This window comes from Xanthomonas sp. SHU 199, assembly GCF_000364665.1.
Taxonomy (GTDB): domain Bacteria; phylum Pseudomonadota; class Gammaproteobacteria; order Xanthomonadales; family Xanthomonadaceae; genus Xanthomonas_A; species Xanthomonas_A sontii.
In genome coordinates this window covers 1-1,800 of the sequence record NZ_AQOI01000529.1, presented here as the reverse complement: position 1 = coordinate 1,800, position 1,800 = coordinate 1, and the positions used below count along the sequence as shown (strand labels likewise).

2 protein-coding genes are annotated in these 1,800 nt (G+C 73.7%); both read right to left on the bottom strand.

Going from position 1 to position 1,800, the window contains the following annotated elements; translation table 11 throughout:
* Nucleotides 1–41: 41 nt before the first annotated feature.
* Nucleotides 42–653 carry a YbhB/YbcL family Raf kinase inhibitor-like protein gene (locus D183_RS0116065; protein ID WP_017909901.1) on the bottom strand — a complete coding sequence of 204 codons (612 nt, stop codon included), beginning with the start codon at nucleotides 651–653 and terminating at the stop codon, nucleotides 42–44.
* A 20-nt stretch (nucleotides 654–673) separates the two neighbouring features.
* Nucleotides 674–1,800 (bottom strand): BTAD domain-containing putative transcriptional regulator (locus D183_RS0116060; RefSeq protein WP_017909900.1); only part of this gene is annotated, 1,127 nt, incomplete at its 5' end.

The window sequence follows — 1,800 nt, the reverse complement described above, 5'->3', positions numbered from 1 at the left end:
TCACCCCAACCCCTCTCCCGGCGGGAGAGGGGCTTTACGGCTTACTTCGCCGCCGGATTGAGGCTGTAAGTGCCGTGCAGGCTGGCTTCGGCCAGCACGTGGCCCTGCATCGCGCGCAAGGCGTCGGCGGCGGTGAAGCGTGCCGGCACGTCCAGGCGCGCCACATCCAGGGCGAACAGGCGGAAGAAGTAGCGGTGCACACGCAGGTCGTTGGCCGGCGGATACGGGCCGTCGTAGCCGTGGTAGTCGCCGCCCATCGCCGCGTCGCCGGCGAACCAGTCGGTGTAGCTGTTCAGTCCCTGCCGCGCGCCCGCCAGGCCGGGCGGTGGCTGCTTGCCCTTGGCCACCACGCCGTCGCTGGCGCTGCCTTCGGCGATCTCGCGCAGGTCGGCCGGCAGGTCCACCGCCACCCAATGCACGAATTCGGTGCGAGGTTGTTCGACCGGGATCTGCACGTCGTCGCGGCCGACCATCTCGGCCACGGTCGGCACGTCCGGATCGACGCACAGCAGCACGAAGGACTGGGTGCCGGCCGGCACCGCGTTCCAGACCAGGTGGGGGTTGCGGTTGCCGCCGAAGCCGTCGGCCTGGCCCATCGCGTAGGTCGCGGCGATGGGCTGACCCGGCTGGATGCTGTCACTGCGAAGACGCATGCGTGAATCTCCTTGGGGAATCAGGTTTCAGGGTAGCCAAGGCGCACCGCCACCGGCGTCAGCAGCGCGAACGCAGCGGCCAGCGGCGTGGCATAGGCACGCCAGTGGCCGGCGGCCAGGCGCGGCGGGCCGACAGTGGCGATGGTCGGGAACGCCACGCCGAACGCCTGCTCCAGCGCCGCCGCCACGCCGGCCGGATCGTGCTCGGTGCCGTCCAGGCGCACCAGGTGGTGCGGATACAGATCCTGTTCGTGCAGGTCGGCGACCTGCGCCAGCACCGCCGCCAGCCACTGCGCGCCGGTCTCCGGCGAGGCCAGGCCCAGCGGCGCCGGGGCACCGTTGGCCAGCCAGTCCAGCAGCATGTCGCGCGGGTCGCGCAGCACCACCAGCAGCCGTCCTTCCGGCAGGTGCGGGCGCAGCGCGCGCAGCAGCGCGTTGTCCCACCACAGCAGCCAGTCGACGATGTTGCCGTCGCCGACGCCGCGTGCCGGCAGTTGCGCGCGCCACTCGGCGACCAGCGCCGCACCGTCCAGGGCGCCGCTGTCCAGTTCCTCGACGCTGCGGAAGCGCTGCAGGCCGTCGGTCGGCGGCTGCGGACCGAAGCGGTCGCCGCGCAATACCGGGCTGGCCGCGTCGATCACCGCGATCACCCGCTCCACGCCGCTGCCCGGGGGCCCCCAGACGAACAGCGGGCGGGCCTGGTTCTGCGGGTCGACAGTGCCCAGCGGCGGCCACTGCGCCGGGGCCTGGCCCAGCGGCGGCAGCGGCAGGCGGTGCGGCAGCTGTTCCTGCTGGAAGGCCACCCAGGTCGCGAGCGCGTCGTCCGGGCGCCCGGCCGCATCCTGCACCGCCGCCAGCCAAGGCCGCACCACGGTGCGGTCGCGCTCGGGCATGCGCTGCATCAGGCCGTGCACGTGGGCGATGGCGGCATCGTGCTCGCCGCGCTCCAGCAGCGACTCGACCAGGCGTTCCTCGCCGCTGAGCCGGCCCGGTTCCAGCGCCACGATGCGCTGCGCCACGGCTTCGCCCTGGTCGCGTTCGCCGGCCATGTCGTGCACCCGCAGCTGCGCTTCCAGCGCCGGCACGTGCGCCGGCATCGCCGCCTGCCAGCGCGCGATCAGCGCGCGCGCCTCGGGGCCGCCCACCG

Bases quoted from the DNA above. Each gene is read 5' to 3' on its own strand.
- D183_RS0116065 (WP_017909901.1), bottom strand. From the start codon at position 653: ATGCGTCTTCGCAGTGACAGCATCCAGCCGGGTCAGCCCATCGCCGCG.